General features: G+C 67.5%; 27 protein-coding genes (1 of these 27 cut by a window edge). 9 read left to right on the plus strand and 18 right to left on the minus strand.

Features of this window, described 5'->3' with window-relative positions; translation table 11 throughout:
* The 4 genes from ACWPN7_RS11345 to ACWPN7_RS11360 form a co-directional block, all read left to right on the plus strand.
* Positions 1–2,459: the 3' portion of a Pls/PosA family non-ribosomal peptide synthetase gene (locus ACWPN7_RS11345; protein WP_459198077.1), read on the plus strand. The gene continues 1,525 nt to the left of window position 1, outside the view; the window shows 2,459 of its 3,984 coding nt (coding positions 1,526–3,984); its start codon lies off the left edge, out of view; the stop codon is at positions 2,457–2,459.
* A gap of 238 nt (positions 2,460–2,697) precedes the next feature.
* Positions 2,698–4,332 carry a fumarate hydratase gene (locus ACWPN7_RS11350; protein WP_103040983.1) on the plus strand — a complete coding sequence of 545 codons (1,635 nt, stop codon included), beginning with the start codon at positions 2,698–2,700 and terminating at the stop codon, positions 4,330–4,332.
* A gap of 79 nt (positions 4,333–4,411) precedes the next feature.
* Positions 4,412–4,762 carry a hypothetical protein gene (locus ACWPN7_RS11355; RefSeq protein WP_459198076.1) on the plus strand — a complete coding sequence of 117 codons (351 nt, stop codon included), beginning with the start codon at positions 4,412–4,414 and terminating at the stop codon, positions 4,760–4,762.
* A 22-nt stretch (positions 4,763–4,784) separates the two neighbouring features.
* A complete protein-coding gene (locus ACWPN7_RS11360; RefSeq protein ID WP_103040981.1) occupies positions 4,785–5,474 on the plus strand; it encodes an RluA family pseudouridine synthase in 690 nt (229 codons plus the stop codon).
* Between the two features lie 11 nt (positions 5,475–5,485).
* On the opposite strand, the gene ACWPN7_RS11365 is transcribed toward ACWPN7_RS11360, so the two are convergent.
* Positions 5,486–5,926, minus strand: a complete 441-nt coding sequence (locus ACWPN7_RS11365; protein ID WP_014240362.1) for a DUF4383 domain-containing protein — start codon at positions 5,924–5,926, stop codon at positions 5,486–5,488.
* 98 nt (positions 5,927–6,024) lie between these two features.
* Positions 6,025–6,312 (minus strand): 4Fe-4S dicluster domain-containing protein, encoded by a 288-nt coding sequence (locus tag ACWPN7_RS11370; protein ID WP_051657844.1) that lies wholly within the window; start codon positions 6,310–6,312, stop codon positions 6,025–6,027.
* Between the two features lie 90 nt (positions 6,313–6,402).
* On the opposite strand from ACWPN7_RS11370, the gene ACWPN7_RS11375 reads away from it, so the two are divergent.
* Entirely contained in the window at positions 6,403–7,920 is a 1,518-nt protein-coding gene (locus tag ACWPN7_RS11375) for an ATP-binding protein (protein WP_247881640.1), read from the plus strand.
* On the opposite strand, the gene ACWPN7_RS11380 is transcribed toward ACWPN7_RS11375, so the two are convergent.
* The 3 genes from ACWPN7_RS11380 to ACWPN7_RS11390 all read right to left on the minus strand — a co-directional run bounded on the left by ACWPN7_RS11380 (position 7,897) and on the right by ACWPN7_RS11390 (position 10,491).
* The gene (locus ACWPN7_RS11380; protein ID WP_459198075.1) at positions 7,897–8,541 is read right to left on the minus strand and encodes a response regulator transcription factor; all 645 of its coding nucleotides are present in this window, start codon (positions 8,539–8,541) and stop codon (positions 7,897–7,899) included. The genes ACWPN7_RS11375 and ACWPN7_RS11380 overlap by 24 nt on opposite strands.
* Before the next feature lie 273 nt (positions 8,542–8,814).
* Positions 8,815–9,855 (minus strand): OmpA family protein, encoded by a 1,041-nt coding sequence (locus tag ACWPN7_RS11385; protein WP_038527913.1) that lies wholly within the window; start codon positions 9,853–9,855, stop codon positions 8,815–8,817.
* A 420-nt stretch (positions 9,856–10,275) separates the two neighbouring features.
* Positions 10,276–10,491 (minus strand): hypothetical protein, encoded by a 216-nt coding sequence (locus ACWPN7_RS11390; RefSeq protein WP_038527915.1) that lies wholly within the window; start codon positions 10,489–10,491, stop codon positions 10,276–10,278.
* Positions 10,492–10,687: 196 nt separating this feature from the next.
* On the opposite strand from ACWPN7_RS11390, the gene ACWPN7_RS11395 reads away from it, so the two are divergent.
* Positions 10,688–10,939, plus strand: coding sequence for a hypothetical protein (locus ACWPN7_RS11395; protein ID WP_038527917.1), 252 nt, complete (start codon positions 10,688–10,690; stop codon positions 10,937–10,939).
* 101 nt (positions 10,940–11,040) lie between these two features.
* On the opposite strand, the gene ACWPN7_RS11400 is transcribed toward ACWPN7_RS11395, so the two are convergent.
* The 7 genes from ACWPN7_RS11400 to ACWPN7_RS11430 all read right to left on the minus strand — a co-directional run bounded on the left by ACWPN7_RS11400 (position 11,041) and on the right by ACWPN7_RS11430 (position 17,894).
* Positions 11,041–12,141 carry a branched-chain amino acid ABC transporter substrate-binding protein gene (locus ACWPN7_RS11400; RefSeq protein ID WP_038527919.1) on the minus strand — a complete coding sequence of 367 codons (1,101 nt, stop codon included), beginning with the start codon at positions 12,139–12,141 and terminating at the stop codon, positions 11,041–11,043.
* A 173-nt stretch (positions 12,142–12,314) separates the two neighbouring features.
* On the minus strand, positions 12,315–12,674 hold the full coding sequence (locus ACWPN7_RS11405) for a DUF6867 family protein (RefSeq protein ID WP_038527921.1): 360 nt from the start codon (positions 12,672–12,674) through the stop codon (positions 12,315–12,317).
* Positions 12,674–13,384, minus strand: coding sequence for an ABC transporter ATP-binding protein (locus tag ACWPN7_RS11410; protein WP_014240352.1), 711 nt, complete (start codon positions 13,382–13,384; stop codon positions 12,674–12,676). The genes ACWPN7_RS11405 and ACWPN7_RS11410 overlap by 1 nt, the downstream gene beginning before the upstream one ends.
* Before the next feature lie 3 nt (positions 13,385–13,387).
* Positions 13,388–14,272 carry an ABC transporter ATP-binding protein gene (locus ACWPN7_RS11415; protein ID WP_149651586.1) on the minus strand — a complete coding sequence of 295 codons (885 nt, stop codon included), beginning with the start codon at positions 14,270–14,272 and terminating at the stop codon, positions 13,388–13,390.
* On the minus strand, positions 14,272–15,789 hold the full coding sequence (livM, locus tag ACWPN7_RS11420) for a high-affinity branched-chain amino acid ABC transporter permease LivM (RefSeq protein ID WP_103040978.1): 1,518 nt from the start codon (positions 15,787–15,789) through the stop codon (positions 14,272–14,274). Before livM ends, ACWPN7_RS11415 begins: the two co-directional genes overlap by 1 nt.
* Positions 15,790–15,793: 4 nt before the next feature.
* Positions 15,794–16,699 (minus strand): branched-chain amino acid ABC transporter permease, encoded by a 906-nt coding sequence (locus tag ACWPN7_RS11425; protein WP_014240349.1) that lies wholly within the window; start codon positions 16,697–16,699, stop codon positions 15,794–15,796.
* A gap of 400 nt (positions 16,700–17,099) precedes the next feature.
* Positions 17,100–17,894, minus strand: a complete 795-nt coding sequence (locus ACWPN7_RS11430) for a hypothetical protein (protein WP_038527925.1) — start codon at positions 17,892–17,894, stop codon at positions 17,100–17,102.
* A gap of 257 nt (positions 17,895–18,151) precedes the next feature.
* Between ACWPN7_RS11430 and ACWPN7_RS11435 the strand changes: the two genes are divergently transcribed.
* Positions 18,152–19,120, plus strand: a complete 969-nt coding sequence (locus ACWPN7_RS11435; RefSeq protein WP_459198074.1) for an ROK family protein — start codon at positions 18,152–18,154, stop codon at positions 19,118–19,120.
* On the opposite strand, the gene ACWPN7_RS11440 is transcribed toward ACWPN7_RS11435, so the two are convergent.
* From ACWPN7_RS11440 to ACWPN7_RS11460, 5 genes are all read right to left on the minus strand, one after another.
* Entirely contained in the window at positions 19,092–19,475 is a 384-nt protein-coding gene (locus ACWPN7_RS11440; RefSeq protein WP_051657847.1) for a hypothetical protein, read from the minus strand. The genes ACWPN7_RS11435 and ACWPN7_RS11440 overlap by 29 nt on opposite strands.
* 155 nt (positions 19,476–19,630) lie before the next feature.
* Positions 19,631–21,316, minus strand: a complete 1,686-nt coding sequence (locus ACWPN7_RS11445) for an ArnT family glycosyltransferase (RefSeq protein ID WP_456512118.1) — start codon at positions 21,314–21,316, stop codon at positions 19,631–19,633.
* Complete coding sequence (locus tag ACWPN7_RS11450) at positions 21,313–21,648, minus strand: lipid-A-disaccharide synthase N-terminal domain-containing protein (protein ID WP_038527927.1); 336 nt, start codon at positions 21,646–21,648, stop codon at positions 21,313–21,315. Before ACWPN7_RS11450 ends, ACWPN7_RS11445 begins: the two co-directional genes overlap by 4 nt.
* Positions 21,649–21,679: 31 nt before the next feature.
* Complete coding sequence (locus tag ACWPN7_RS11455; RefSeq protein ID WP_459198073.1) at positions 21,680–22,438, minus strand: glycosyltransferase family 2 protein; 759 nt, start codon at positions 22,436–22,438, stop codon at positions 21,680–21,682.
* A 98-nt stretch (positions 22,439–22,536) separates the two neighbouring features.
* The gene (locus tag ACWPN7_RS11460; RefSeq protein ID WP_459198072.1) at positions 22,537–24,162 is read right to left on the minus strand and encodes a Do family serine endopeptidase; all 1,626 of its coding nucleotides are present in this window, start codon (positions 24,160–24,162) and stop codon (positions 22,537–22,539) included.
* Between the two features lie 450 nt (positions 24,163–24,612).
* Here ACWPN7_RS11460 and ACWPN7_RS11465 point away from each other — a divergent pair, with 450 nt between their 5' ends.
* Both ACWPN7_RS11465 and ACWPN7_RS11470 read left to right on the plus strand, forming a co-directional pair.
* Positions 24,613–25,446: a helix-turn-helix domain-containing protein gene (locus tag ACWPN7_RS11465; RefSeq protein WP_459198071.1), complete on the plus strand. Its 834-nt coding sequence runs from the start codon at positions 24,613–24,615 to the stop codon at positions 25,444–25,446.
* A 232-nt stretch (positions 25,447–25,678) separates the two neighbouring features.
* Positions 25,679–25,903, plus strand: a complete 225-nt coding sequence (locus ACWPN7_RS11470; protein WP_103040971.1) for a ChaB family protein — start codon at positions 25,679–25,681, stop codon at positions 25,901–25,903.
* A gap of 76 nt (positions 25,904–25,979) precedes the next feature.
* Here the strand turns inward: ACWPN7_RS11470 and ACWPN7_RS11475 are convergent, their stop codons facing one another.
* Positions 25,980–26,393, minus strand: coding sequence for a phosphate signaling complex PhoU family protein (locus tag ACWPN7_RS11475; RefSeq protein WP_247887891.1), 414 nt, complete (start codon positions 26,391–26,393; stop codon positions 25,980–25,982).
* Between the last annotated feature and the right edge of the window lie 149 nt (positions 26,394–26,542).

A 26,542-nucleotide genomic window follows, 5' to 3' on the forward strand; every position in this document is an offset into this window, starting at 1 on the left:
CGCAGACCCCGACGGAGGCCGCCCTGCTGGAGGCCGCGAAGCGCGTCTTCCCCGGTCAGGCGGTGCCGCTGGAAGCCGACTTCTTCATGGATCTGGGCGGGCATTCGCTGCTCGCCGCGCGGTTCGTGTCGGCGGTGCGGGAGACCCGGCACCTCGACGGGCTGACCCTGCAGGACGTCTACGGCGCCCGCAGCCTGCGTGCCATGGCCGAGCGGTTGGACGCCCGCGCTCCGCGCGGCGGCAACGGCGGCGGAGCCGAACGCAAGGACCGCTCCTTCACGCCGCCTCCCCTGCTCCGCCGCTTCCTCTGTGGTGCTGCACAGGCGGCGGCCCTGCCCTTCATCCTGGCGCTGATGACGGCGCAGTGGCTCGGCGTCTTCGTCAGCTACATGCTGCTGTCCGGCGAGGACGCCAATTTCCTCCAGGAAATCGTCACGCTGCTCGGCGTCTACATGGTCATCAACGCCGCCACGGTGGTGATCGCCGTTGCCGCCAAATGGCTGGTCATCGGGCGGACGAAGCCCGGGCGCTACCCGCTGTGGGGAACCTACTATTACCGCTGGTGGCTGGCGCAGCGCTTCATCAGCCTCGTCCATCTGAAGTGGTTCCAGGGCTCGCCGGTCATGCGGGTCCTCCTGCGCGCGCTCGGCGCCAAGGTGGGCGACGAGGCGTTGATCGGCGAGTTCGAATCCGGGGCCATCGACCTCGTGACCATCGGTGCCGGCGCCTCGATCGGCGGCAAGGTGAAGCTGGCGAACGCCGAGGTGATCGGCAACGAGCTGGTCATCGGCGCGGTGGAGATCGGCGCTGACGCCTACATCGGCACGTCCTGCGTCATCGGCATGGACGCGGTGGTCGGTCACGGCACGGAGCTGGCCGACCTGACCGCCCTGCCCGCCGGCGCCCGCACCGGCGCCTATGAGCGCTGGGACGGTTCGCCCGCCCGCCGCGTCGGCAGCGTCGACCGGGCGGAGCTGCCCGCCCCGGCGACCGCCGGACGGCTGCGCCGCGGGCTGAACGCCGCCTTCTACACGGCGATGCTGCTGGCCCTGCCGCCGATCTCGCTGATGCCGATCTTTCCGGCCTTCTACCTGTTCGACAATCTCGACGGGGTGCTGGGGTCGGTGTTCGGCGTCAGCTACCTCTATTACCTGCCGCTGATCGCCTGGCCGACCGCCATGGCGCTGGTCGCGGTTACGGTCTGCATGATCGCCGCCGTGCGCTGGATCGTCCTGCCGCGCGTCGAGGCCGGCACCTACTCGGTGCACAGCGGCTTTTACCTGCGCAAATGGATGGTGGCGCTGTCCACCGAGGTGATGCTGGACACGCTCAGCTCGCTCTACGCCACGGTCTACATGCGGGCGTGGTACCGGCTGATGGGCGCCAAGATCGGCAAGGACGCCGAAATCTCCACCAACCTCGCCGGGCGCTACGACCTCGTCGAGATCGGCGAGAAGTGCTTCATCGCCGACGAGGTGGTTCTGGGCGACGAGGACATCCGCCGCGGCTGGATGTTCCTGAAGCCGGTGAAGACCGAGGCGCGCGTGTTCGTCGGCAACGACGCGGTGGTGCCGGCGGGCGCCTGCATCCCCACCGGCTCGCTGATCGGCATCAAGTCGAAGCCGCCCGCCAACGAGGCGATGTCCGCCGGGGAGACGTGGTTCGGCAGCCCGCCGATCAAGCTGCCGGTGCGCCAACGCTTCGACGGGGTCGGCGCCAACTGGACCTACGAGCCGTCCAAGGCCCGCCGCCTGGGCCGCGCGGTGTTCGAGGCCTTCAGCCTGTCGATGCCGACGATGCTGTTCATCACCTTCGGCACTCTGGCGGTCGAGCTGTTCGCCCCGGCCATCCTGGAGCAGCGCTACGGCGCCTTCCTGGCGCAGTTCCTGGGCGTCAGCGTCGCCATCCCGGTGGCGATGGTGGCGGTGGTCATCCTGGTGAAGTGGCTGCTGATGGGCCGCTACACGCCGACCGTGAAGCCGATGTGGTCCTGGTGGGCCATGAAGACCGAAGCGGTGGCGGTGCTCTACTGGGGTCTCGCCGGCAAGGTGCTGCTCGACCATCTGCGCGGCACACCGATGCTGCCCTGGGTGCTGCGCCTGTTCGGCACGAAGTTCGGCGAGGGTGTCTTCATGGACACCACCGACATCACCGAGTTCGACTGCGTCTCGGTCGGCGACCACAGCGCGGTGAACGCCCTGTCGGCCCTGCAGACGCACCTCTACGAGGACCGCGTGATGAAGGTCGGCCGCGTGAAGGTCGGCCGCGGCGTCACCATCGGCGCCGGGTCCACCGTGCTGTACGACACCAGCGTCGGCGATTACGCCCAACTCGGCCCGCTGACCCTGGTCATGAAGGGCGAGGAGATCCCGGCCCACACCGAATGGGTCGGCGCCCCGGCGGAGCCGGTGGTCGAAGGACAGGTGGAGTTGAACGAACAGTTCAAGAGCGCTGCGTAAGGTCTTGTCCGTGTTGGTGTGTTGCGGCCCGGCATCCAGCGCCTCGGCGATGGGGCCGGGCCGCATCGTTTCGAGGCCGAGGTCAGACCCTTTCCTTAACGCCGCAGGGCGTTCCGTTCCCGTTGTGCGGCGGGCGCAGGGGTGTATAACGGTGCGCGAGCGTGGCCCTGGCCCTTTTGCGCGCTCCAACGCGCCGCATCGGGGCCTGTGACCCAAAAACAGGAAGGAAGCCCCCCGAATGCCCGATGACATCAGCCCCGCCCGCGGCGCCGCGACGCTGTTTCCGCTGGCCAAGGACGACACGACCTACCGCAAGCTGACCTCCGATCACGTCTCGGTCGTCGAGTTCGACGGCGAGCAGATCCTGAAGGTCGAGCCGGAAGGTCTGCGCCTGCTGGCCGAAGAGGCCTTCAAGGACATCAACCACCTGCTGCGTCCCGGCCATCTCAGCCAGATCCGCGCGATCCTCGACGATCCGGAAGCCTCGCCGAATGACAAGTTCGTGGCGCTCGACCTGCTGAAGAACGCCAACATCGCCGCCGCCGGCACGCTGCCCATGTGCCAGGACACCGGCACCGCCATCATCATGGGCAAGAAGGGCCGCCGCGTCTTCACCAAGGGCGGCGACGAGGCCGCGCTGTCCGAAGGCGCCCGCGACGCCTACCTGAAGCGCAACCTGCGCTACAGCCAGCTCGCCCCGATCTCCATGTACGAGGAGAAGAACACCCGCAACAACCTGCCGGGCCAGGTCGAAATCTACGCGGAGGGCGAGGACGCCTACAAGTTCCTGTTCATGGCCAAGGGCGGCGGGTCGGCCAACAAGACCTTCCTGCATCAGGCCACCCCGTCGGTGCTGGCGCCGGACCGGCTGTTGAAGTTCCTCGAGGACAAGATCCGCTATCTCGGCACCTCGGCCTGCCCGCCCTACCACCTCGCCATCGTCATCGGCGGCCTGTCGGCGGAACAGAATTTGAAGACGGTGAAGCTGGCCTCGGCCCGCTACCTCGACAACCTGCCGACCGAGGGCGGCGAGGACGCGCACGCCTTCCGCGACCTCGCCATGGAAGCCGAGGTGCACAAGCTGACCCAGAGCATGGGCATCGGCGCCCAGTTCGGCGGCAAGTACTTCTGCCACGACGTCCGCGTCATCCGCCTGCCGCGCCACGGCGCCTCCATGCCGATCGGCATCGGCGTGTCCTGTTCGGCCGACCGTCAGGCGGTTGGCAAGATCACCAAGGACGGCATCTTCCTGGAGCAGCTGGAGACCGATCCGGCCAAGTATCTGCCGGAGATCACCGACGGCGATCTGGCCGGCGAGGTGGTCAAGATCGACCTCAACCAGCCGATGAGCGAAATCCTCGCCACGCTGACGCAGTATCCGATCCGCACCCGCCTCTCGCTGAGCGGCCCGTTGATCGTCGCCCGTGACCTCGCCCACTCCAAGCTGCGCGCGCGGCTGGATGCCGGCGAGCCGCTGCCGGACTATTTCAAGAACCACCCCATCTACTACGCCGGCCCGGCCAAGACTCCGGAAGGCTACGCCTCGGGCTCCTTCGGTCCGACGACCGCCGGGCGCATGGACAGCTTCGTCGAGCAGTTCCAGGCGGCGGGCGGCTCGATGGTCATGCTGGCCAAGGGCAACCGCAGCCCCGAGGTGACCGCGGCCTGCAAGACCCACGGCGGCTTCTATCTGGGCTCCATCGGCGGCGCCGCCGCCCGTCTCGCCCAGGACTGCATCAAGAAGGTGGAGTGCATCGAGTATCCGGAACTCGGCATGGAAGCCATCTGGCGCATCGAGGTCGAGGACTTCCCGGCCTTCATCATCGTCGATGACAAGGGCAACGACTTCTTCAAGGAATTGAAGCTGGCCTGACGCCCGTGCCTTTTCCCTCCCCTGCGGTAGCGGGGGAGGGTCAGGGTGGGGGCAAGTGTCTGCCGTTCAAGGGCCTGCCATGTCTGACGACCTGACCGCCAAGATCGCCGATGCCCAGCGCCGCGCCCTGTTCGCCGCCGAGGTCATCGTCAATCGGCGCCTGCACGATTTCTCGATGCGCTACCAGCCCCACTACGCCAACGATGTGGCGGAGGAGCGCAAGGCCATCGAGAAGGAAATCCGTGCGATCCGCCGCCGTCTCCCCGCCGCTCCACCGGTAACCGACGCGCTGGTGGCTGCGGTCGCGGGCGATGCCCACGCTCCGAAAACGGTCCGGACGGTTCTGCTTGCCCTGGCCGCGATCCGGCCCGACGTGCTGACAATGGTTGACGAAGCCGCTTTCAACCCCGAAGAGGATGAGGAAGACTGACCGACTCGTCCGTTAAGGCACCATGACACCCGAACAAATCCAGGCCCGCGTTCTCTACCGCGACGGGCTGATGCTCATCATCGACAAGCCCGCCGGCCTGCCCGTCCACGCCGGTCCGGGCGGCGGACCGAATCTGGAGCGCCACTTCGATGCCCTGCGCTTCGGCTTTCCGAAGCCGCCGGGGCTCGCCCATCGGCTGGACCGCGACACCTCCGGCTGCCTGATCCTGGGGCGGCACCCGAAAGCCCTGCGCAAGCTGGGCAAGCTGTTTCAGGACGGCAAGGTCGACAAGACCTATTGGGCGGTCGTCGCCGGCACTCCGCCGGAGGAGCAGGGGCGCATCGAGCTGCCCTTGAAGAAGGTCACCAACAAGACCGGCGGCTGGCGGATCGTCGTGGCCGACGACGGGCAGAGCGCCGTCACCGACTACCGGGTCCTGGGCCGCGGCGACGGCATGACGTGGCTGGAGCTGAAGCCCCACACCGGGCGCACACACCAGATCCGCGTGCACTGCGCCACGGCGCTGGGCTGCCCGCTGCTGGGCGATCCGCAGTATGGCGGGCCGGAGGGGCATCCGCTGCACCTTCAGTCGCGGGCCATTTCGCTGCCCCTCTACCCCTCCCGCGAGGCGGTCGGCGCAGTGGCGCCGGTTCCGCCCCACATGCGTGCAGCGCTCGCCGCCTGCGGCTTTCAAGGAGACGACGCGGCCTGACGGCCGGGCCGTTACGCCCGCCACTCGGCGCGCTTCTCCGTGCCGGCCTCCGTCTCATGCACCATGAAGCCGACATAGCCGGCCACGATGGCGAGGACGGCGTGCAGCCAGATGTCGTTGCCATGCAGCGGCACCAGCCCGAACAGCGTGTTCAGACCCGGGATGAAACCGAGGACGGTCAGGACGGCGTAGGCCACGGCGACGCTGCGCAGATAGCTGCGCGAGGCCAGGCGGCTGGAGAAGTAGGCGAAGAAGCCCCACAGGCCGAACAGGAGATGCACGACGTTGTGCAGCAGGTTCACCGGGAACAGCCCGAGCAGATAGCCGTGAAAGGATTCGACGGCGAGGGTCATGCCTTCCGGGGGCGGGGACAGGAAGGTCGGAATGAAGCCCAGTATGCCGATCGCCGTAAAAGCCGCGGCGTAGACCAGCGTTACGTTGCGCCACCACATGTGTGTCTCCGTTGGCAGACAGGGGATGAAACCGCCTTACCAACAGAGGGTTTAGAAGCAGCGTTCCCAGATTCGGCCGGCAACCCCGGCCGGCACATTCAGGCGGTCGCCACCTCCATGGTCACGGCCTTGACCGGGCACACGGTCGCGCAGTCGCCGCAACCGGTGCAACCACCCTCTTCGATGATCGGCAGCCAGCGCCCGCGCCCCAGCGGACGGAAGCGGATCGCCGCGTGGTCGCAATGGTCGCCGCACATCCGGCAATCGGTCCCGGTGTAGGACAGGCACGCCGCACCGATGCGCGCCACCATGGCCTGAGGCGCCTCGGACGGAACGGGCTCGGACCGGAGGCGTCCCCGGAACAGATCCGCGCGACTGATCGCCATGATGGTCGCCCTCCCCTTCCTTATCCGTCGCCCAGAGTTTGCTGCATTCGCGAATGCCGCGCATCGGCGATGGCGGTACAGTGATCCTTCGTGCACCACCCGACCTTGATCGTCGTCAAGGTCCGCACCGGAAGGACGGACGGCATGGTCCCCATCGGCAACACCACGGCGCGCTGGATGACGCTTCGCTACGGGCTGGCGCTCGGGGTGATCGCGCTGTGCACGCTGGCCGGCTTCGTCATGACCGAACGCGTCATCGACCAGCACGCCGACATGCTGGAGGTGGTGAACATCTCGGGCCGCCAGCGCATGCTGTCCCAGCGCACCGCCCTGCTGGCGGAGCAGCTCCGCAACGCCCGGACCGATGCCGAGCGGAGCGCCCTGACCGCCCGCCTGGCCGAGGCGACGGACATGTTCGAGCGCGCCCACCGGCGCCTGACCGGCGCCGACGAGGGGCCGGCCATGGGCAAGGACGTGCGGCGCCTTTATTTCGACGGGCCGGAGCCGCTGAACGATCTGGTGCTCCGCCATATCGCCGCGCTGCGCGCGGTGATCGCCGCCGGCCCCGCCGGCCTGCCACCCGACATGCCCGAGGCCGACCTCGTCACCCATCAGGCCCTCGGCCCGCTGCTGGCGGGTCTGGAGGACATGGTGGCGCGCTACCAGGAAGCGGGCGAACGCGGCTTCGCAACCCTGCACAATCTCGGCTTCGCCGCCCTGATCCTGACGCTGCTGACCCTGTGCGCCGAGGTTCTGGTGATCTTCCGCCCGATGGTCCGGCAGGTGGAACGCCAGTTCGCGGACATCACCCGCATGACGCAGGCGCTGGAGCAGACCAACGTCACTCTGGAAGCCCAGGTGCGCGCCCGCACCGCCGAGCTGCACACCGCGAAGGTGGCGGCGGAACAGGCCCACTTGGCGAAGTCGCGCTTCCTCGCCCACGCCGGTCACGACCTGAAGCAGCCCCTCCAGGCCATCAACATGTTCACCGGCATGCTGGAACGGCAGCTCGACAAGCCCCGCGCCCTGGCGCTGGTGAAGGATCTGCGGTTGGCCCAACGGTCCATGCACGACCTGTTGAACGCCATCCTGGACATCTCGAAGCTGGAATCGGGGGTGGTCGAGCCGAAACCCGCCGACGTCGCGCTGTCCGCCCTGTTCGACCAGTTGGAAGCGGAGTTCACCGGGATCGCCGAGGACAAGGGGCTGCGGTTGCGCGTCGTGCCGACGGACCTCTCCGTGCGGACCGACCCGTTCCTTCTGGAACGCATCCTGCGCAACCTGCTGACCAACGCGGTGCGCTACACCGAACAGGGCGGCGTGCTGATGGGCTGTCGGCACCGCGGCGGCACGGCGTGGATCGAGGTCTACGACACGGGCCGGGGCATCGCCGAGGCCGACCGCCGGCGCATTTTCGAGGAGTTCGTCCAGCTCGACCGGCCCGACCGCGACCGCAGCGAGGGGATCGGGCTGGGCTTGGCCATCGTCGACCGACTGGCCCGGCTACTCGGCCATCCGCTGGAGCTTCGCTCCGTCGAGGGGCGTGGAACAGTGTTCGCCGTAGGGGTCCCTTTGGTCCGCAGCCTACACGAGACGGTCGCGGCCTGATTCCTTGACCAGCAGCACCGCCTGGGTCCGGCTGCCCACCCCCAGCGCCTTGAGCACGCCGGTGACGTGGGTCTTGACGGTGGAAAGGTTCAGGCCCAGCCGCTCCCCGATCTCCTGGTTGGACAGGCCCTGGGCCAAAAGGTCGAGAACCTCCAGCTGGCGGCGGGTCATGCCGTCGAAGACGCTCGGCTCATGCGGCTTGGCGGCGGCCGGCGTCTGGGCGATCCCCGGCATGCCGAGCACCGGCGGCACGTAGGACCCGCCGGCCATGACCAGCCGCAGGATGTTCACGACCAGCACGTCGTCGGTGGATTTCGGGATGAAGGCCCGCACCCCCCGCGACAGCACGGCGCGCATCTCGTCCGGCGAATCGATCATCGAGAAGACGACGACCGGCACCGGCGCCACCCGCTTCACCACCGCCTCCACATCGTCCAGCCCACCGAGACCCGGCATGCGCAGGTCCATGATGACGAGGTCGTAGGCCCCCTGATCCAGCAGCTGGTTCAACTGGCCGAAGCTGGTCGCCGCGGCCACCTTGGCCTGTTCGTCCAGCTCCCCAACCAGATGGGTCAGGCCACTGCGAACGATGGAGTGATCGTCGGCGATCAATACCTGCATGACAACCCTGCTTCGGCGAAGGCGGCTGGAGGGGATGACCCGATGGGACAGGGTCCGCTGGGACCGGGCCGGCCTCGGTCGTCTCAAACCAAAGTGCGGCTTCCGGTATGAACCTCATACGCCGACCGGAGGTTTCATGCCACAATTGATGCATGATTCCGCAATGCCGCGCGTGTTTCTGCCGCAGATGCGAAAAGGGCGCCGCGGTGGCGACGCCCTTTCCCTGTTCTGATCGCGCCGACCGGCCCGGAACGGGACCGCCGGCCCGCCGGATCACTGCACGCGGATAAGGATCTGCGCGCGGCGGTTCGACGGCTCGCGGACGTTCGCACCGGTGTTCACCAGGAGCTGGGTCTCGCCCTTGCCTTCAACGGTGATCTGGTTGGCGGCGACGCCCTTGCCGACCAGCGCGTTCTTCACCGCGTCGGCGCGGCGCAGCGAGAGCCGCTGGTTGTAGGCCGGCGAGCCCGAGGTGTCGGTGTGGCCGACCACATGGATGCTGACCGCCCGCACCTGACCGGCCGAGGCGGCGGCATCGCCGATGATCTTGTCGGACGCCGCCGTGATGTTGGCCTTGTCCCAGTCGAAGAACACCAGATACTCCGACTGCGGCTGCGCCTGGACCGGAGCCGCCGGTGCGATCGGGGCCGCCGCGGGAGCGGCCGCCGGGGCGCCGAAGGTGTAGCGCAGGCCGGCGAGGATGGTGTGGTTCTGGTACTCGCCCTTCACGGTGGAGGTGGCGAGGCCGGCGGGACCGCCCAGATCGAACTTCGGATCTAGGGTCGCGAAGTAGCGATAGTCCAGCGTCAGGGCCAGATTCTGGGTCAGCGCGTAGGACACGCCGGCGATGCCCTGGTAGGCGAACACCCAGTCGCGGTCATCGAAGCCGCCGAGGTCCAGACGGACCTGGGCGATACCGGCGCCGACGCCGATGTAGGGCGTGAAGGCGGTGCCGGTCTTGATGTCGTACAGCACGTTGCCCATGAAGGCGAGCGAGCTGGCCTTGCCACCCAGACCGTTCACCGCCGCGTTGGAGCTGTCGGTGCTGTCGATCGAGTTGCGCCAGCGCCACGCGAACTCCAGCTCGGCGCGCGGGCCGGCGGCGGTCGCGTAACCGGCGGAGATGTCGCCGATGCCGCCCAGCTTGAAGCTTGTGCTGGCGTCCGTCGGGGTGTTCTCGAAGCGCAGATCGGCGTCGCGCGTCCAGTTCACGCCGGCGCCGGCGCCGACGTAAAAGCCCTCGGTCGCGGCCATGGCGGCGGTCGGCAGCATCGCTGCGAGCGCCGTTCCGAGCAGAATCCCACGCAGAGTCATTTTCTTCTTTCCTTTGTGCACGGCGTTGCCGGGGCTGTCGATGCGAACCGTTCGGAAGGTTGGTGTCTGATCACACTGACCTTCATCGGGCGAGCCCGCCGCATTCCGTCGGCGGTTGAAGCGTCATGACTTCGAAATAACAGCAACCTCCCACCGTCACAAGGGCTCTGTGATAAGACGTGCAGAGATGTTGCATTTCTGCATTACTCGAACGTTTGTCTTACTCTTCCTATTCATTTGAGTTCGAAGCATTCGGACAGCGAATTCTTCCTAACACAAAAGGATGATATTCATAACTTTCGGGGTGGATTTGTGCCTACGTCCAACGAAGCGGACACAGGGCGGCACCCGGACTCGGGCAGGGCACGTGCGTCCGCGACGGTTCAAAAAATAAAAAGGGAAGCGGCGCCGGAGCGCGGATCAATCCTGCGGTTCGGCGACCATCTCGAACTGGTTCACGTCCAGCAAGGCGGAAACTGCCAAAGTCTTCAACGTCTTATGGTCGTCGGACCGCTGCAGTTGGGCGTGCTGGGTGCCCAACCCATCCTTGCGGATGGCGATCACCTGCCAAATGCCGCCGCCGGGACCCAGTTTGCGGAACATCTGACCTTCGACGACTTCGCGCTTTCTGCGCATATCCGATCTCCAAAACCCAAAAACGTCAAACCCGCCAACCTTGCGGATACGGCGGACCATTCAAACACCAAACCGCCCCCGGTTGGCGAGTGTCCGTTGTGCGCGCCACGCATACCGAAGCCGTGATGTAGCGGTGCTGCAACAACCGCCTTCGCACCTGCGGAACAAACCGCCGGTCCGGCGTGTTGATGCCGTCATGAAAATCGATCACGACGTGCTCCTGTTCGCGACCCGCCTCGTGGAAGAACTGGGCGAGTCCGCCATCCGCATCAGCCGCGTCCGCCTCGTCGAACTCACGGCTGCGAACAACCTGCGCGCCGCCGCCTTCTGGCGGGACGTGATGCACACTTCGGAGAGGCTTCTGGCGGAGCGCTCCCCGGCTGTGGCACCCCCTCACACGTCGCCCCCCATGGCGCCCCCCATGTCGGCGCATCCGGCCACCCTCTGACCCACACCGCAGTCACCACGCCAAGCAAAAGGCCCGGCGGTTTCCCGCCGGGCCTTTGCACGACATCATGTCCCTGAAAGACAACGAATCGTACGGCCAGATTACTTGACCTGGGCGTACTGGCCGTTGTTCCAGCGGTACCAGACGTAGGCCGGAGAGGTCACGTCGCCCTTGGCGTCGAAGCCGATCTTGCCGATCACCGTGTTGTAGGTGTTCTTGCGCAGCACGTCGGCGATCTTGGCCGAATCGGTCGAGTTGGCCTGCTTGGCCGCCTCCGCCCAGATCTGCAGGGCAGCGTAGGTGTAGAGGGTGTAGCCCTCCGGCTCATAGCCGGCCTTGCGGAACTTCTCCACGGCGTCCTTGGCTTCCGGCATCTCGCGCGGGTCGGGGCCGAAGGTCATCATGGTGTTCTCGCCGGCCGGACCGGTGATCGCCCAATACTCGTTGGTCACCAGCGCGTCGCCCGACACGATCGGGGCGTTCAGGCCCTGATCCTTCATCTGGCGGGCCAGCAGGCCGGCCTCGGTGTGGTAGCCGCCGACATAGACGACGTCGACCGCTTCCTGCTTCAGCTTGGACACCAGCGCCGAGTAGTCCTTCTCACCCGCCGTGTAGGCTTCGTAGATCTTCTCCTTCTGGCCGCCGGCGTTCAGCGCCTTCTGCGTCTCGTCGGCGAGACCCTTACCGTAGGCTGACTTGTCGTGCAGGATCGCGACGTTCTTGCCCTTGTAGTTGTCGAGCAGATACTTGCCGGCGATCTGGCCCTGCTGGTCGTCACGGCCGCAGACGCGCAGAACGTTCTTCAGGCCCTGCTCGGTCAGCTTCGGGTTGGTCGAGGCCGGGGAGATCTGCAGGACGCCTTCCTCGGCGTAGACCTGCGAGGCCGGGATCGAGGAGCCCGAGCAGAAGTGACCGGCAACGAACTTCACGCCCGCCTTGGCAAGCTGGTTCGCCACGGCGACGGCCTGCTTCGGGTCGCAGGCGTCGTCGCCCACTTCCAGCTTCAGCTTCTGGCCCAGGACACCGCCGGCGGCGTTGATGTCGGCGACCGCCTGCTCGATGCCCTTCTTCATCTGCTCGCCGAAGGTGGCGTACTGGCCGGTGATCGGGCCGGCGGTCGCCACCGCGATGTCGGCCTTCGCCACCGAGGCGGTCATAGCGGTCGCCGCAACCGCAACGAGGAGGGAAAGCTTGTAGTTCATAGTTTCGTTGGCTCCCTGTTATGAGTCGTACGCCGGCCCCGCCGGGGCCTTTTCACCGGTCCCCCAAGGGCTGGGGGCACCGGTGCCGACAAGGTTCCACTATAGTCCGATCATCGCCAAGTGCGACAGTTTCACCCGCGTCCTGGTCGCGATCGAACTTATGGAATTCGCAATCACTCGGCGAGCGTTCCGCCGACGCGCTCGCGCCAGCCGAAGGGTCCTGAACGCTCGTACAGCCAAGGATACTGGGACACCATCCGGCGCGCCATGGAAATGCGGTACGTGGTCAGGGTGATCGCGCCGATCACCAGGGTGTGCACCACGAATCCATACACCGACAGGAGCTGGCCGCCGAACAGGCCCCAGACCAGGAACCGGTCGCCCAAGCCGAGCAGGATGGAGTAGGCGATGGCGCTCGACAGCGGCTTCCAGCCTTCGGCCAGGGTCTGGCCGGTCAAAACGCCGCAGCCGCCGAACACCAGGACCGTCAGGCCCAGGAACACCGGCAGAGAGGACCCGAGAACGCCGTCCATCAGTGACCTCCCTCCAGATAGGCCGAACGCACTTCCTCGTTCGCCAGCAGTTCCGCGCCGGTCCCCGACATGGTGACCTTGCCGTTGACCATCACATAGCCGCGGTGGGCGAGCTTCAGCGCGTGGAAGGCGTTCTGCTCGACCATGAACACGGTCATCTTCTGTTCGCGGTTGATGTCCTTCACCGCCTGGAAGATCTGCTTCACCACCAGCGGGGCGAGGCCCAGCGACGGTTCGTCGAGAAGCAGCAGCCGCGGCTGGCTCATCAGCGCGCGGCCGATGGCCAGCATCTGCTGCTCGCCGCCCGACATGGTGCCGGCGCGCTGGCTGATGCGCTCCTTCAGGCGCGGGAACAGGGTCAGGACCCGCTCCAGCTCGTTGGCGAAGCTGCCCGGCTTGGCGGTGATGGAGCCCATCTGCAGATTCTCCAGCACGCTCATGCGCGGGAAGATCCGCCGACCTTCCGGCGACTGGGCGATGCCCAGGCGGACCAGCTCGTAGGTGGGCATCTGCGTGATGTCCTGCCCCTCGAAGGTGATCCGGCCCATGCGGGCGCGCGGACTGCCGCAGATGGTCATGAGAAGCGTGGACTTTCCGGCGCCGTTGGCGCCGATCAGCGAGACGATCTCGCCGGCCCCGATCTCGATGTCGACCCCCTTCAGCGCCTCGATGGCGCCGTAGAAGGTGTGGACGCCCGATACCTTCAGCATGGCTCAGGCCCCCTCCTCGGCTCGCTTGGCGACCTCCGGCAGGTCGGCCTTGATCTCCGGCGGCAGTTCCTCGTCCTCTTCCTCGCCCAGATAGGCGCGGATGACCGCCGGGTCGTTCTTCACGAAGGCCGGATCGCCGTCGGAAATCTTCCGCCCGTAATCCAGCACCACGACATGGTCGGAAATGGTCATCACCACGCTCATGTCATGCTCGATCAGCAGCACGCCGATCTTGTGCTCGTCGCGGATGTAGGTGAGCAGATCGGCCAGTTCGCCCGACTCGCGCGGGTTGAGGCCCGCCGCCGGTTCGTCCAGGCAGAGCATCACCGGCTCCGTGCACATGGCGCGGGCGATCTCCAGCCGGCGTTGGGCGCCGTAGGGGAGATTGCCCGCCTCCCAGTCCGCGAACTCCAGCAGGCGGACGCGGTCCAGCCAGTATTTGGCCAGATCGACCGCCTCCCGCTCCGTCTTGGTGTAGGACGGCAGGCCGAGCAGGCCGGCGATGGAGAAGCCCGAGGCGCGGATCAGCTTGTTGTGCTGGGCGACGATCAGGTTCTCCAGGACGCTCATGCCGCCGAACAGGCGGATGTTCTGAAAGGTGCGGGCGACGCTGGCCTTCTGCGAGATGCGGTAGCCCGGCATCCGCTCCAGCAGGAATTCCTTCCCGTCGCCGTGGCGCAGGGTCAAACGGCCCACCGTGGGGGTGTAGAAGCCGGTGATGCAGTTGAACAGCGTGGTCTTGCCGGCACCGTTCGGGCCGATGATCGCGGTGATCTCGCCGTTGTTGGCGGAGAAGGAGACGTCGTTGACCGCCACCAGGCCGCCGAAGCGCATGGTGAGGTGCTCGACCGTCAGCAGGGGCGTGGTGGTCATGGATTGAGTCGTCATCACTTCGCGCTCCCCCCGGCGATGCCCTGGCCGCCGGCGGCGGCGGTGCCCGCGGCGGGGCCGCCGGCTCCACCCTTGGGGCGGCCGTGCAGGAGGATGGTCGGGTCGCGGTGGGCGAGCAGGCCGCGCGGACGCCACAGCATGATCAGCACCATGCCCATGCCGAACGCCAGCATGCGGTAGTCGGCCAGCTCACGGAAGGCTTCCGGCAGGCCGATGACCAGGAAGGCGGCCACGACGACGCCGATCTGGCTGCCCATGCCGCCCAGCACCACGATGGCGAGGATGATCGCCGATTCGATGAAGGTGAAGCTCTCCGGGCTGATGAAGCCCTGGCGGGTGGCGAAGAAGGACCCGGCGAAACCGCCGAACATCGCCGCGATGGCGAAGGCCGCCAGCTTCATGTTCGTGCGGTTGATGCCCAGCGAGGCGCAGGCGATGTCGTCCTCGCGCAGCGCTTCCCAGGCGCGGCCCAGCGGCAGCTTGCGGACGCGCATGGTGAACAGGTTCACCACCAGGGCCAGCACCAGGATCAGGTAATAGAGGAAGATGATCCGGTGCAGCGGGCTGAACTCCAGGCCGAACATCTCGTGGAAGGCCGCGGTGCCCTCCGCCGGGGTCCGCGTGAAGTCGGCGATGCCGAAGAAGCTCGGGCGCGGAATGCCGGAGATGCCGTTGGGGCCGCCGGTGAACTGGTACCAGTTGATCAGGATGATGCGGATGATCTCGCCGAAGCCCAGCGTCACGATGGCGAAATAATCGCCACGCAGACGCAGGACCGGGAAGCCCAGCAGAACGCCCGACATCGCCGCCAGGAAGCCGGCCAGCGGCAGGCAGACCCAGAAGCTGAAGCCGAAATAATGGGCCAGCAGCGCGTAGGAGTAGGCGCCCACCGCGTAGAAGGCCACATAGCCGAGGTCGAGCAGGCCGGCAAGGCCGACCACGATGTTCAGCCCCCAGCCCAGCATGATGTAGGTCAGCAGAAGGATGCCGATGTCCAGCAGCTGGCGGTCGGCCAGCGGCGTGAACGGGAAGGCCAGCGCCACGACGACGGCGATCGGACCGAGCCAGCGCGAGGCGTGCTGCACCTGCGCCGCGATGTGGTCCATCCGCTTGTCGCGCTCCGCCTGCGACAGCTTGGAGCGGCCGGTGCGGATGGCGAGGATGGCGCGGATCGCGATGACCGCACCGCCGCCGATCAGGATGACCCGCAGGGCCTCCGTCGGCATGGCGATGAAGAAGCCGGCGGCGGTGGCGGCGGCGGCCAGCACCAGCACGGTGACGGCGTGGCCCTCGCGGATCAGGCAGAGGCCGAGACGGCCGAGGAAGACCAGACCGACGGCGGCGGCCACCTCGTTCCAGCGGGTTTCCAGACCGAGGCCGGTGGGACGGTCCACCGTGCGGAGGCCGACCAGCGGGATCGTCAGGAGAAGGGCGACGAAGGCGGTCATTGCCGCCTCCTTCAGGATCGCGGGCCAGGCGATGGCCCGCGGCGAAGACATGGAAATCGCGGTCATGGCCTCACACCTTCTCGATTTCCGGACGGCCCAGCAGGCCGGTCGGACGGAAGATCAGGACGAGCACGAGAATCGTGAAGGTCGCCACGTCTTTCCATTCGCTGCCCATGTAGCCCGACCAGAAGGCTTCGATCAGGCCGATGACCACGCCGCCCAGCATGGCGCCAGGCAGCGAGCCGATGCCGCCGAGCACCGCGGCCGTGAAGGCCTTAACCCCGGCCAGGAAGCCGATGTAGAAGTCGATCACGCCGTAGATCAGCAGGACCATCATGCCCGCCACGGCGGCCAGGGCGGCGCCCATGACGAAGGTCAGCGAGATGACGCGGTCGACGTTGACGCCCAGCAGGCCGGCCATCTTCTTGTCCTGCTCGCAGGCGCGCTGGGCGCGGCCGAGCGAGGTCCGGGTGATGAGCTGGGTGAAGCCGTACATCAGCGCAATCGTGATGACGATCGTCGCCAGACGCACGTAGCTGACCGACACCGCGCCGTCCATCAGAGTCAGGTTGCCCGGCAGGATCGGCTGCAGCGGCTTGCTGCGGGCACCCTGCAGGATCTGCACGTAGTTCTGCAGGAAGATCGACATGCCGATCGCCGAGATCAGCGGCGCCAGACGTGGCGAGCTGCGCAGCGGACGATAGGCGATGCGCTCCACTGTCCATCCGTAGACGGCGGTGAACAGCATCGATGCAACCAGCATGACGAGAAGGGCGAGCGGAACCCAGGTGATCCCCAGGCTGCCGATGGCCAGGAAGGTGATGAGGGCCACGAAGGCGCCGATCATGTAGATCTCGCCGTGGGCGAAGTTGATCATGCCGATGATGCCGTACACCATCGTGTACCCGATCGCGATGAGGCCGTAGATGGCGCCCAGCGACAGGCCGTTGATCAGCTGCTGAAGAAAGTATTCCATTGTCTTACCTCGCCTCGGCGCGATGCGCAGGCTTCGGCGAGCGAGACAAGCGCGCTCGTACACCAGTCACGTGAAGTGCCACTCCCCGAATTGGCTTACCCGTGCTCTTGAGCGCGGGGCCAAGATTGTTGTGTGAGCGGAACGTTAGCCCAGCGGCTCTCAACAGAGCAAGAGGGCAAACCCGCACTCTATCTGCGGTAATACCAATTTTCCGAGAATTTGCAATATCGATTCATGTCAGTTCCGTGAACTTTGCGCTTGCGTTCTACCATAGCGAATGCATCGCATGAAAAAACCCTCTTCACTGTGGTGAAGAGGGTTTCGCAACAACTGTGCCACTGCTGCGATGCATGATGCCGGATCGCCTATGACCTCCGGCATCACCATCGGTACTGGCCGATCAGCGCTTGGCGGAGACCACCTGCGCCTTCGCCGGGTCCTTGGGCTTTCCAGGGGCTTTGGCCGTTGCCTTGCCGGTCGACTTGGACGGCGCCGCCGCGCTGCCGCTGCGCGAGGCCGGGGCCTGGGCGACGTCGTAATTCACGTCGGGGTTGCTGACGACCTGCACGTCGCACAGCGGCTTTGACGACAAATGCATCAGGCCGGCGCTTTTTTCATCGCCGGTCAGGACGCGGAGGTCGTCCGCCGTCAGGTCCATCGCCGCCTTGGAACGGTCCACGAAGTTGGCGCAATAGAGGCCGGTGCCGATCACCGCGGCGCGGCGGCTGACCTCGTTGGCCAGCTCGGTGCGGAACATGTCGAACTGCCGCGTCGCGTTGCCGCCGCCCTTCTTGCGGAAGTGGTCGATCATCGACGCTTCCGAATTGGAGATCAGCGAGCGGTTCTTGACCGTGAAGTCCTGGTACAGGTTGAACGGCTTCTTGTCCGGATTCACCTGCTGGCAGGTCAGGCCGACCACCATCATCTCGGTGTGCATGCGGATGGTCTGCTCCGCGGCGTGCTCGGCGCGGCTGTAGCAGGCGCCGGGCTTGGTCGCGGTGCTCTTGGCAGCAGTGCTCTTGGCGGCGGCCGGCTTCGCGGTGGCCTTCGCGGCCGTTTTTTCAGCAGCCGGCTTCGCCGCCTCCTTGGCGACGGCCGGCAGCGCGGTGCCGGCGAACAGCACGGCGAGGCCGACGGCGGCGGCGCTGCGCAAGGTGAAGGAAGGAATGCGATGGGCGGCGCGCTGGCGATTCATCGTTGGTCCGGCTCCGGTGGCCCTGATTGACGGGCGGAATCCGACGGATCACGCCCTCTCCTTCGCTGGTTCTACAAGATCCCGACAGACGGTCAACCCATATCGCCCGAGCAAAGACCATTTGTCCCAGCCTGTGGCGCGGGAGTCGCCGGAGAGGTCGGGCGGTTGCTTGGCTTGCGGGTTGCCGGTCTTTCCCAGTATTGCAACAGCCTCGGCGTGCGTCTGTGACGCAGGCCACACATCAGGGCAGTTTCCTCATGAAGCGCACCGACCCTCCCTCTTCTCTCATCCGCATCGGCATCGACCTCGGCGGCACCAAGACGGAAGGGATCGCGCTCGACGCGGCCGGAGAAGAGCGCACCCGCCTCCGCGTGCCCACTCCCCGCGGCGACTACGGCGCGACGGTGCGGACCATCGCCGATCTGGTGGCGCGGCTGGAGAGCGCGACGGGGTCGGCGAACGCGACCGTCGGAATCGGCATTCCGGGCGCCATCTCGCCGGCGACCGGGCTGGTGAAGAACGCCAACTCGACCTGGCTGATCGGCAAGCCCTTCGACCGCGATCTTGCCGCAGCGCTCAAGCGGCCGGTGCGGGTCGAGAACGACGCCAACTGTCTGGCCGTGTCGGAGGCGGCGGATGGGGCGGGGGCCGGCTGCGGCGTGGTCTTCGCGGCGATCCTCGGCACCGGCTGCGGGGCGGGAATCGTCGTCGACGGCCGCCCCCTTGGCGGCCGCAACGCCATCGGCGGCGAGTGGGGGCACAACCCCCTGCCCTGGCCCGCCGACCAGGAGCGCCCCGGCCCGGCCTGCTATTGCGGCAAGACCGGCTGCCTGGAAACCTTCGTGTCCGGCCCCGCCGTCGCCGCCGACCACCGCCGCGTCACCGGGGCGGACCTGACCGCGGAGGTCATCGCGGCGCTGGCGGAGCGCGGGGACGCCGCGGCCCGCGCCACCCTCGACCGGCTGGTGGAGCGGCTGGGGCGCGGGCTGGCGGGCATCGTCAATGTCTTGGACCCGGACGTGATCGTGCTGGGCGGCGGGCTGTCGAACCTGGAGTTCCTCTACGCCGCCCTTCCCCTGGTCATCGCCCGGTGGGCCTTCACCGACAGTCTGGATACGCCGATCCGCCGCGCCGTCCACGGCGATTCGAGCGGGGTCCGCGGGGCCGCCTGGCTGTGGCGGCCCGAAGAGGCCGCTGTCAACGCTCGAAATTGTACTCCGGATTGAGCGTCACCTCGCGCGGGGTGCCCGGCACATTGTCGCCGCCACCGCCACGCCGCGCCGCCGCAGCGGCGCCGCGCCCGTCGCGGACCGGCGGCGTCAGCGAATTGGTCCGGGAGTAGGAAGGGGTGGCGCGGGCCGGATCGGTGCCGTAACCGCGCGAGCCGGCGCGGAACTGCTCGCCGTTGCCCATGGCGCCCCAGTGGGACGGCCGCGCCCCGGGAATCGGCTGGGCCTCCTCCATGCGGCGCATATGGGGGCCGGTCGGGACCATCTCCTCATAGACCCAGGAGGGGTATTCCTGCCTCTGCGCTTCGGCGGGTGCGGCAAAGGCCAGCACCGCGAGGGTCGCTACAGTCATCGTTCGAAGCATGACACGGCGGCCTTCCATCCTTTTGCGTGTGGAAGACGGATTCCGCCGGATGCGGCCGCGCATGTCCAGGGAGGAGGCGGGTTACTCAGCCCGCAACCTCCTTCCGGAAACCTCCATCCGACGGACACCCCATTCCGGTTCGTTCAGGGTCGCGCCGCGCCGTAGAGCGTCAGGGTCAGCCGCTTGCCGGTGTTGTAGTTGAAGCCGGTGAAGCGGCCGAGCGGCACCGGCTCCGCCCCCTTCAGGGCGGTGCGGAACTCCGCCTCCTCGCGGTTGGTCACCAGGGCCAACCCGCAGGACGGATTCTCCGCCAGATGGGCGGCCGCGCCCTCCCCATGGGTCAGGCGCGTGTCGGTCCCCAGCAGGAAGACGAGGCTCGGTTCCGAATAGCCGGCGGAGGCGACCACGCTGTCGGCGCACGGGCGCACCGCCGCGACCGTCCGCGCCGCCTGACGGCTGATCCACACGCCGTCGATGCCCGGCAGGACCGCGCCATAGGTGCCGGCGTACAGCACCGCCGCCGCCGCCAGCCCCGCCGCGAAACCCTGCGTCTCCCGGCGCTGGGCGAACAGGCGCACGGCCAGCGCGTACAACACCAGAACCACCGGCAGCATGGCGACCGCCACCGGATCGACGCGCCCGTCCACCAGATAGGGGATCACCGCGACCGCGACCGTCAGTGCGCCGAATCCGACCGCCCCGAGAACGGTGGCGACCGAGAACAGCCCCCACCGCGGCGCGTCGGCGCGGCGCAGGAAATGCTCCCGCGCCGCGGCGGCGGTGAGGATGGCGATGGCCGGGAACACCGGTAGCGTGTAGTGCAGCAGCTTGGTCGGCACCGCCTCGAAGACCAGCCAGCTCGGGATGATCCAGGCGACGCAGAAGCGCACGGCGTCCGCCACCGGCCCGGTGCCCTTGCGGTGGCGCCACGCCCAGGGAACGGCCAGCAGCGCCAGGAAGGACCAGGGCGCGAAGGTGACCCAGAAAGTGCCCAGGTAATAGCCGGGCGGCAGGCCCTTCGCCTCCTGGCCGCCGACCACCTTGCCCATCATGTCGTGGCCGACCGATTCCGCGAAGAAGGCGCCCTTGGTCTTCACCGTGATGGCGATCAGCCAGGGCGCGGCGATGGCGACCACGATGGCGAGCCCGACCAGCGGGCGCAGCCGCTTCAGCCAGCCGGCCCGGCGGTCCACCACCGCCAGCACCAGCGCCGTGGTGCCGGACACCAGAAGAACGATGGGACCCTTGATGAGGATGCCGACACCCGCGGCGATCCAGAAGGCGAGCGGCGCCGCCCAGCCGGACCGCTCCGCATGGCGGTTCAGATAGAGGCTGGCCAGGGCCGCCTGCCCGATCACGATGGTGGAGAGCAGCACGGCGTCGGTCTTCGCCATGCGGGCCTCGACGCCCAGCACGACGCAGGAGGCCATCATCAGCCCGGCGAGGAACCCGACCGTCCCGCCGAACATCCGCGCCCCGGTCCAGGCCGTCGCCAGCACCGCCAGCACCGCCCCGACCAGCGACGGGATGCGGAAGGTCCAGATGTCCTTCGGCAGCCCGCTTGCCCCCTCGACCAGCCGCGTCGCCGCGGTCTGCAGCCAGTAGATGCCCACCGGCTTCTTGTGGCGCGCCTCGTCCTGAAAGCGGATGTCGACATAGTCGCCGCTTTCCAGCATCTGGTGCGACGCCTGGGCGAAGCGCGCCTCGTCGCGGTCGAAGGGCGGCAGGTCGAAGAAGCCGGGCAGGAACAGCAGAACGCTGATCACCGCCAGAAGCAGATAGGCCAGAACCGGCAGGCGGGTGGCGGGGGTGTCCGGCACGGCGCTCACGGCGTGCCCGCCGCGCTGCCGTCCGCTCCGCCGTTCCGGCGGTTGCTCCAGACGAAATAGAGATTCCGGGAATAGATGATGAGGCCCAGCCCTTGCCCGAACATGAACACCGGATCACCCCGCTGGATCGAATAGGCCAACAAAAGAACCCCACCACCAATGGAGAAATACCAGAACAGCTCCGGCACGATGCTGCGCCGGGCGCGCTCGCTGGCGATCCATTGCACGACGAAGCGCATCATGAAGAGCGTCTGCGCGAAAAAGCCGACGCCGACCCAGATCAGGTCGGCGGTGCTTTGGCTCTGGTACCAGGCGATGGCGCGTTCGAGCATCGGGCGGCGGCCGGTCTGGACGGAAAAGGGCTCAGCGATCTTCGACCGCGGGCGACAGCGCGGTGCGCCGCTTCAGCCAATAGACGCCCAGCAGATCGACCACGCCGATCAGCCCGCGGCGCCAGTTGTTGTATTTCGACACGCCGCGTTCCCGCGGGCGGTGGTTGACCGGCACATAGGCCACCGGATGGCCGTGCGACCGGAACAGGGCGGGAAGGAAGCGGTGCATCGCCCCGAAGAAGGGCAGATCGAGAAAGGCGTCGCGGCGGAACAGCTTCAGCCCGCAGCCGCTGTCGGTGCAACCGTCCTGGAGGAAGGACTGCCGGACCGCGTTCGCGAAACGCGAGGCCAACCGCTTGGACATCGTGTCCTGCCGCTTCTTGCGCAGGCCGCCGACCAGCACCGGCGCGTCCGGGCCGCCCTTGGCGGCCAGCGCGAACAGAGCGGGGATGTCGGCGGGATCGTTCTGGCCGTCGCCGTCGAGGGTGGCGATCCACTCCCCGCGCGCCGCCTTCACCCCGGTGCGCACGGCGGCGCTCTGCCCGGACCGGCGGACATGGCGGATCAGCCGCAGACGGCCCGCGGCGACGACCGGCGCAAGGCGCGTCAGCGTGTCGTCGCTGGACCCGTCGTCCACATAAATCACCTCGAAGGCGCGGCCCAGCGCATCGGCCGGCGACAGCGCGCGCTCGATTTCTTCAAGGAGGGGAAGGACGTTTTCGGCCTCGTTGAAGACCGGAACCACGACCGACAGCCGCACGGGCGGACGGCCCTCGGAATCTACGCTCACTGGATTAATCCCATTCGCCAAGTGGCGGGCAAATTACTCCCGCCGCCCGGCAAACGGTAGAGGAAAAGGTTGGGACGGCGGCCCGCCGCCCTCAGCCCTCAGCCCTTGCGGTCCTCGATCGGCATCGGCACGTAGCGCAGATCGCCGTCGCGGCTGAGCAGCATCAGCACGGTCTTGCGCCCCTGGCTGCGCGCGTCGTCGACCAGACGGTTGAGATCCTCCGGCGTCTTCACCGGTTCCTGCCCGGCCTCCACGATGACGTCGCCAGCCTCGATCCCGCGCTCGCTGGCGGCGCTGGCGTCGCCGACCTCAGTGACCACCACACCCTCGACGTCGGGGTTGATGGAGAAGCTGTCGCGCAGACCGGGGGTCAGCTGCGACAGGGTCAGGCCGAGGACCTGCTTGGTGTCGACCGTCGTCTCCGGACGCGGCGCCCCGCTCGCCCCCGACAGGGCGACCTGCTCCTGCGGCTCCAGTTCGCCCACCGTCACGGTCAAGGTTTCGGCCTTGCCCTCGCGCAGCAGTTCCAGCGGCACGGCCGAGCCGATCTTCGTCGCGGCGACGACGCGCGGCAGTTCGCGCATCTGCTCGATGGACTCGCCGTTGAAGCGGGTGATGACGTCGCCCTGCCGGACACCGCCCTTCCCCGCCGGGCCTTCCGGCGACACGCTGGTGACCAGGGCTCCCGCCGGCTCCTGCATGCCCAGGCTTTCGGCGATGTCCGGGGTCACGCTCTGCACCTGGACCCCCAGCCAGCCGCGGCGCACCTGCCCATGGTCGCGCAACTGCTCGATGACCGGGCGCGCGACGGAGGACGGGATGGCGAAGCCGATGCCCACCGAGCCGCCGGTCGGCGAATAAATCGCCGTGTTGATGCCGATCACCTCGCCGTTGAGGTTGTAGAGCGGCCCGCCGGAATTGCCGCGGTTGATCGAGGCGTCGGTCTGCAGATAGTCGTCGTAGGGTCCCTGCTGAATGTCGCGCTGCCGCGCGGACAGGATTCCCGCGGTCACCGACCCGCCGAGGCCGAAGGGATTGCCAATGGCGACCACCCAGTCGCCGACCCGCAGCGCCTCGCTGTCGCCCCAGGGGGCGGAGACCAGCGGCTTCTTGGTGTCGACCTTCAGAACGGCAAGGTCGGTCGGCCCGTCCACGCCGACGAGCTTCGCCGGCAGTTTCGTGCCGTCGTGCATGGTGACGGAAATCTCCGCCGCTTCGGACACCACATGGCTGTTCGTGACCACGAAGCCCGCCGGGTCGATGATGAAGCCGGAGCCCAACGCCGCCGTCGGGCGCGGCGCCTGCTGCTGTTGCGGCTGGCCGCGCTGGCGGTCACGGAACTCGCGGAAGAATTCCTCGAAGGGCGAACCGGGCGGGAAGCCGGGAAGCTCCGGTCCACGCGGCCCCGCCTGCGGACCGCTCTGCGGAGGCGCCTGCGTCGTGGATATGAAGACCACCGCGTCCAACTGCTTCTCCGCGAGATCGGCGAAGGTCGGGGGGGCGTTGGGCGGCAGGACGGACGCCAGCGGGGGCGCGGCCGGGGCCGGGGCAGCGGCTCCGCCCGCATCCTGCGCGAAGGCCGGTGCCGAAAAAGCCAGGATGGCGGCGAAAAACCCCACGGACACGGTGGGCACCGCCGAACGCGATGCAGATCCGCTCGTCAATCCGGCTTGCCGCCGGACTGGACCGGACCAGGGCCGGAATCGATCGATGGAATGCGGCATAAAGAAACTCCGCCTGTCGGACAGCGCGCGCCATGCAAGGGGCGCTTCATCTCAACAGAACGCTCCGCAACGCATTCCGGCCCGCCGCGGATTTTCAAACCTCTTTGCAACCGCTTCCTGCACGACCGATTCGTGAAATACAGTTTTTAAAATTCTCGTCCGCGGATGTTCCTATGCGGTTCGCACGGGCAGCGCCGCAAGGCAATCCGGCCTTCGGACTAAAGCTCCGGCAACCCGCCTAAGCGCAATTTTTCCATGCGGCGCAAAGTTCTTCTGGTATTTTCCCAGCAAGTTCCCGATATTCATCCATACCGACAACATCGCACGCAAAAACGGCTCCTGACGTGATGCTCGTGCACGCGCCCGCGTGCCGCTGCGTCAGAAGGCGCGCGATACGGCCCAAGCAGCGTACGCATGACTCAAAATTCACTTTGGCAACCGAGCGACATAATGAACGCAGAAACCGGGTCCGAACCGGAGGCTCCGAAGAAGCGCGGACGAATCCCCCAGTCGGCGTGGCCGCAGATTCTTGAGCGTTACCGTTCCGGCGCTACCCTGTCGGCAATCGCGCGTGAATTCGAATGCACGCCGAGCGCCATTTCCTACATCATCCGCAAGGCGGAGGCGGCCGGCGAGAAGGACGTGCCGGCTGAAGAGGGCACCGCCAGCGACGCCGCCGCGGAAGCGCCGGCCGGCGACGCCATGGCCGAGGAGCCGCCGCCCGCTCCGGTTGCAGCTCCGGAAGCGCCGGCACCGGTGAAGCCTGCGCGCCGCGCCGCCGCTCCGGCTTCGGCCCCGGCTCCTGCTCCGGCTGCCCAGACGGTCGCTCCGGCGGCAGCCCCGACCGCGGCTCCGCAGCCCGCGCCGGTGCCTCCGGCCGCTCCGGCCCAGACCGAGACTCTGCGCCTCAACCGTCCGGAGGCACAGCCGGCCGCTCAACCGGCTCCGGCTCAGCCGACGCCGGTCCAGCCGACGGCGGCCCCCGCCCAAGCCGCTCCGCAGCCCGCTTCCGCCGACGGAAGCCGCCCGGCCGGCACCAATCCCCCGCCGGTCGACGCCGTCGAGGCCCGGCTGCGCGACACCGCACGCGGTTGCCTGAACGCCTACCGCGGCTGGCGCCAGCAACCGGGCGAAGCGTCGATCCAGACGCTGTCGGAAGCGGTACACGAACTGCGCAAGGCCCTGGCCCGCATCGAGATCGACATGTCGGCCAGCCGCCGCGAGGAACAGGCGATCCGGCCCATTCCGATCCCGGCGCACCGCACCGCACGCCGCACGCCGTAAGGCAGGCCATCAGAACGGGTCTTTGCGACACTGCTTGGGTTACGAAAAAGCCCTTCCCCACCGCTTGGGGAAGGGCTTTTTTCATGCCCGAACCCTTAGGCTCCGACCTTTGGCCTAGACCATTCGCTGGCACCGCCTACCGCCAACGCCGCAGGAAAAAGCCCTACGGACTCCAGTGGAATGGCGGCTATACTGGAGGCAACCAAGCAATCATAAGCCGGAGGAACGCCCGATGACCTTCCGCCGAAACACCGAATTGCCCGAATCGGTGAAGCGATGCCTGCCGCCGCCCGCGCAGGACATCTACCGGTCGGCCTTCAATCACACTTGGCAAGCGTGCCGGTCGCCGGAGGCCCGTCAGGCCCTGCAGCGCGAACGGCTGGCTCACAAGGTAGCCTGGGCTGCGGTCCGGCGGCGTTACGAACCGGATGACGGCGGCTGGCGCCCCAAACACTGAGACGCCACCACAGCCATGAACAGAACGGCCACGAACAGAACGGCCACGGACAAACCGGTGGGCGCGCCCGGCGCGCCTACTGCCTCTCCACCACCGTAAAGCTGCTGAGGTCGCCCTTGGCCCGTTCCTCGGACGGCAAACGTCCCCGGACGATGTAGCAGATGTTTTCGGCCACGTTCGTGGCGTGATCCCCAGCCCTCTCGATGGACTTCGCCACGAACAGCAGATGGGTGCAGCCGGTGATGTGCGACGGCGACTCCATCATGTAGGTCAGGAATTCGCGGAACAGGCTGGTGTAGGCCGCATCGACCTGACCGTCCCGGTTGCGGACGGCCATCGCCCGTTCGGCATCCTGCTCGTCATAGGCGGCCACCAGGATCATGCCGAGCACCGTTTCACCCATCCAGAACAGCAACGCGACGGGGGTTTCCACCGGCAGGTCCGCCAGGGTGACCGCGCGCTTGGCGACCGAACTCGCGACATCGCCCATGCGCACCAGTCCACGGCGCACCGGTCCGATCTCGCATTGCGACCGGCAACGGAACGGCATGTTAACAAATAAACCAGAATATCTTATGACACTGCCAAAGCGCTGGAGTAACCGCGCCCACCTCCCCTCGCGCCGGGAATGGGCCGATT

The organism is Azospirillum sp. UENF 312511, assembly GCF_058780635.1.

What these genes read in the sequence shown, in the direction of transcription:
- ACWPN7_RS11360 (WP_103040981.1), top strand. Translation starts at nt 4,785, where the DNA reads ATGACACCCGAACAAATCCAGGCCCGCGTTCTCTACCGCGACGGGCTG.
- ACWPN7_RS11425 (WP_014240349.1), bottom strand. Translation starts at nt 16,699, where the DNA reads ATGGAATACTTTCTTCAGCAGCTGATCAACGGCCTGTCGCTGGGCGCC.
- ACWPN7_RS11355 (WP_459198076.1), top strand. Translation starts at nt 4,412, where the DNA reads ATGTCTGACGACCTGACCGCCAAGATCGCCGATGCCCAGCGCCGCGCC.
- livM (WP_103040978.1), bottom strand. Translation starts at nt 15,789, where the DNA reads ATGACCGCGATTTCCATGTCTTCGCCGCGGGCCATCGCCTGGCCCGCG.
- ACWPN7_RS11465 (WP_459198071.1), top strand. Translation starts at nt 24,613, where the DNA reads ATGAACGCAGAAACCGGGTCCGAACCGGAGGCTCCGAAGAAGCGCGGA.
- ACWPN7_RS11430 (WP_038527925.1), bottom strand. Translation starts at nt 17,894, where the DNA reads ATGAATCGCCAGCGCGCCGCCCATCGCATTCCTTCCTTCACCTTGCGC.
- ACWPN7_RS11395 (WP_038527917.1), top strand. Translation starts at nt 10,688, where the DNA reads ATGAAAATCGATCACGACGTGCTCCTGTTCGCGACCCGCCTCGTGGAA.
- ACWPN7_RS11390 (WP_038527915.1), bottom strand. Translation starts at nt 10,491, where the DNA reads ATGCGCAGAAAGCGCGAAGTCGTCGAAGGTCAGATGTTCCGCAAACTG.
- ACWPN7_RS11460 (WP_459198072.1), bottom strand. Translation starts at nt 24,162, where the DNA reads ATGCCGCATTCCATCGATCGATTCCGGCCCTGGTCCGGTCCAGTCCGG.
- ACWPN7_RS11475 (WP_247887891.1), bottom strand. Translation starts at nt 26,393, where the DNA reads ATGGGCGATGTCGCGAGTTCGGTCGCCAAGCGCGCGGTCACCCTGGCG.
- ACWPN7_RS11470 (WP_103040971.1), top strand. Translation starts at nt 25,679, where the DNA reads ATGACCTTCCGCCGAAACACCGAATTGCCCGAATCGGTGAAGCGATGC.
- ACWPN7_RS11350 (WP_103040983.1), top strand. Translation starts at nt 2,698, where the DNA reads ATGCCCGATGACATCAGCCCCGCCCGCGGCGCCGCGACGCTGTTTCCG.
- ACWPN7_RS11410 (WP_014240352.1), bottom strand. Translation starts at nt 13,384, where the DNA reads ATGCTGAAGGTATCGGGCGTCCACACCTTCTACGGCGCCATCGAGGCG.
- ACWPN7_RS11415 (WP_149651586.1), bottom strand. Translation starts at nt 14,272, where the DNA reads ATGACGACTCAATCCATGACCACCACGCCCCTGCTGACGGTCGAGCAC.
- ACWPN7_RS11450 (WP_038527927.1), bottom strand. Translation starts at nt 21,648, where the DNA reads ATGCTCGAACGCGCCATCGCCTGGTACCAGAGCCAAAGCACCGCCGAC.
- ACWPN7_RS11370 (WP_051657844.1), bottom strand. Translation starts at nt 6,312, where the DNA reads ATGGCGATCAGTCGCGCGGATCTGTTCCGGGGACGCCTCCGGTCCGAG.
- ACWPN7_RS11435 (WP_459198074.1), top strand. Translation starts at nt 18,152, where the DNA reads ATGAAGCGCACCGACCCTCCCTCTTCTCTCATCCGCATCGGCATCGAC.
- ACWPN7_RS11365 (WP_014240362.1), bottom strand. Translation starts at nt 5,926, where the DNA reads ATGTGGTGGCGCAACGTAACGCTGGTCTACGCCGCGGCTTTTACGGCG.
- ACWPN7_RS11380 (WP_459198075.1), bottom strand. Translation starts at nt 8,541, where the DNA reads ATGCAGGTATTGATCGCCGACGATCACTCCATCGTTCGCAGTGGCCTG.
- ACWPN7_RS11440 (WP_051657847.1), bottom strand. Translation starts at nt 19,475, where the DNA reads ATGACTGTAGCGACCCTCGCGGTGCTGGCCTTTGCCGCACCCGCCGAA.
- ACWPN7_RS11385 (WP_038527913.1), bottom strand. Translation starts at nt 9,855, where the DNA reads ATGACTCTGCGTGGGATTCTGCTCGGAACGGCGCTCGCAGCGATGCTG.
- ACWPN7_RS11405 (WP_038527921.1), bottom strand. Translation starts at nt 12,674, where the DNA reads ATGGACGGCGTTCTCGGGTCCTCTCTGCCGGTGTTCCTGGGCCTGACG.
- ACWPN7_RS11400 (WP_038527919.1), bottom strand. Translation starts at nt 12,141, where the DNA reads ATGAACTACAAGCTTTCCCTCCTCGTTGCGGTTGCGGCGACCGCTATG.